This is a genomic window from Falsiroseomonas sp. (genome assembly GCF_030695085.1).
Taxonomy (GTDB): domain Bacteria; phylum Pseudomonadota; class Alphaproteobacteria; order Acetobacterales; family Acetobacteraceae; genus Falsiroseomonas.
In genome coordinates, this window is record NZ_JAUYTS010000195.1 from 1 (window position 1) to 1,355 (window position 1,355).

Here is a 1,355-nt window from a genome sequence, read left to right on the forward strand (position 1 = left end):
CGACGCGAGGTCGAGCGTACGGCCACGCTGATCACCCTGCTGGCCGTCGCCGGCTTCGTGATGACCGCAGGGGCCGCCGCCGCCGCCGTCGTCTACGCCACTCGCGCCGGCATGGCGGCCCAGGCCGGCGTGATATCGATCCTGAGCCTGAATGGCGCCTCGGACCGCGCCATCGCGGGCCTCTACCAGAGGCGATACGGCCTGCTGGCGGGCGGGGCGGGCGCCGTCGGGGCTTTGGTCGCCATGGCTCTGGTCGCGGGCCTGCGGGTCCTCGGCGGCGTCGAGGGGGTGACGCCGGCCCTGCCTCTGGCCTGGAGCGACCTGTTGATCCTCTCGCCATGCCCGCTGCTGGCGGCTACGGTGGCGCTTGTTGCGGCCGGGGTCGCCGCGCTGGCGCGGCTGAAGCAGGGACACTAGGTTAAGGGCATGAAGTTTCTGACCTTCATCGCCACGCTGGCGCTGATCTGGGTGATCGGCCTGTTCGCCTTCGCGGATCGGGTGCGCAGCTACACGCCCGCGCCCGAGCCGGCCCGCGCCGACGCCATCGTAGCCCTGACCGGCCCCTCGGCCGAACGGGTCAACGCCGCGGTCCGGCTTCTTGAGCAGGACAAGGGCGAGCGGGTGCTTATCTCCGGCGTCAATCGCGAGGTCCGCCGCGAGGAGCTTCGGGCCCTGACCCCGGGGTCGACGGGATTGTTCAACTGCTGCGTGGACCTGGGCTTCGAAGCCGAGGACACGGTCGGCAACGCCCAGGAGATCGCGGCCTGGGCCCAGGCCAAGGACTATGACAGTCTGATCGTAGTGACATCGGACTACCATATGCCGCGCGCCCTGACCGAGATCCGCGCCGCGGCCCCGGGCGTCGAACTGACCGCCCACGCGGTCAAGACGCCCTTGCTGGACGATTCCAGCTGGTGGCGGGCGGCGACCGCCGCGCGGCGGATGACGCTGGAATATATGAAATACCTCGCCGCCCTTGGCCGCGCCACGGTGGGCGGAACGCGGGGCGACAGAGCGGAGACTTCGACCATGGCGGCCCCGAACGCGTCCGGCGAAAGGCCGCCTGAGTGACCACCCTCCGGTCGCTGGTCTTCGTCGCCTGGCTCTATCTGTCGATGGCCGTATTCGCCGTCGGCCTGTCGCCGGCCCTGCTGCTGCCTTATCGCCAGGCCATGTGGGTGATCCGCGGCTGGGCGCGCTTCTGCCTGCTCGGCCTACGTTGGATCGCCGGGGTGAAGGTCGAGTTCCGCGGCCTCGAACATATGCCGGTCGGCACCGCCCTGATCGCCGGCAAGCATCAGAGCATGCTGGACGTCATCGCCCCCTTCGCGATCCTTCCGGACAATTGTTTCATC

The 1,355-nt window shown here is 69.7% G+C and carries 1 protein-coding gene and 2 pseudogenes; all 3 read left to right on the forward strand.

The features are described 5' to 3' along the window. A pseudogene (locus Q8S40_RS20845) lies at positions 1-417 on the forward strand (hypothetical protein); the annotation flags it as partial. A gap of 9 nt (positions 418-426) precedes the next feature. Further along, positions 427-1,071, forward strand: coding sequence for a YdcF family protein (locus Q8S40_RS20850; protein ID WP_305671938.1), 645 nt, complete (start codon positions 427-429; stop codon positions 1,069-1,071). Further along, positions 1,068-1,355, forward strand: a pseudogene (locus tag Q8S40_RS20855) (hypothetical protein); the annotation flags it as partial. The gene Q8S40_RS20850 and the pseudogene Q8S40_RS20855, both read left to right, overlap by 4 nt.